Source organism: Finegoldia sp. P1-F-LS, from assembly GCF_052932205.1.
On record NZ_JBRFJH010000048.1, the window covers coordinates 1 to 255 of the forward strand.

A 255-nucleotide genomic window follows, 5' to 3' on the forward strand; every position below is an offset into this window, starting at 1 on the left:
CCACGGAGCACGTGAAATTCTGTGGGAAGATAGGGGGACCACCCCCTAAGGCTAAATACTACCTGGTGACCGATAGCGAATAGTACCGTGAGGGAAAGGTGAAAAGAACCCCGGGAGGGGAGTGAAATAGAACCTGAAACCTTGCGCCTACAAGCAGACAGAGGAAGAAGACTTCTAATGTCGTACTTTTTGTAGAACGGGCCAGCGAGTTACGATACGTAGCAAGATTAAACATTTAAGATGTGAAGTCGCAGG

General features: G+C 48.6%; 1 rRNA gene. It reads left to right on the forward strand.

Annotated features, from left to right (window positions below):
* Nucleotides 1-255 (forward strand): 23S ribosomal RNA (locus tag ACU68Y_RS09230); the annotation flags it as partial.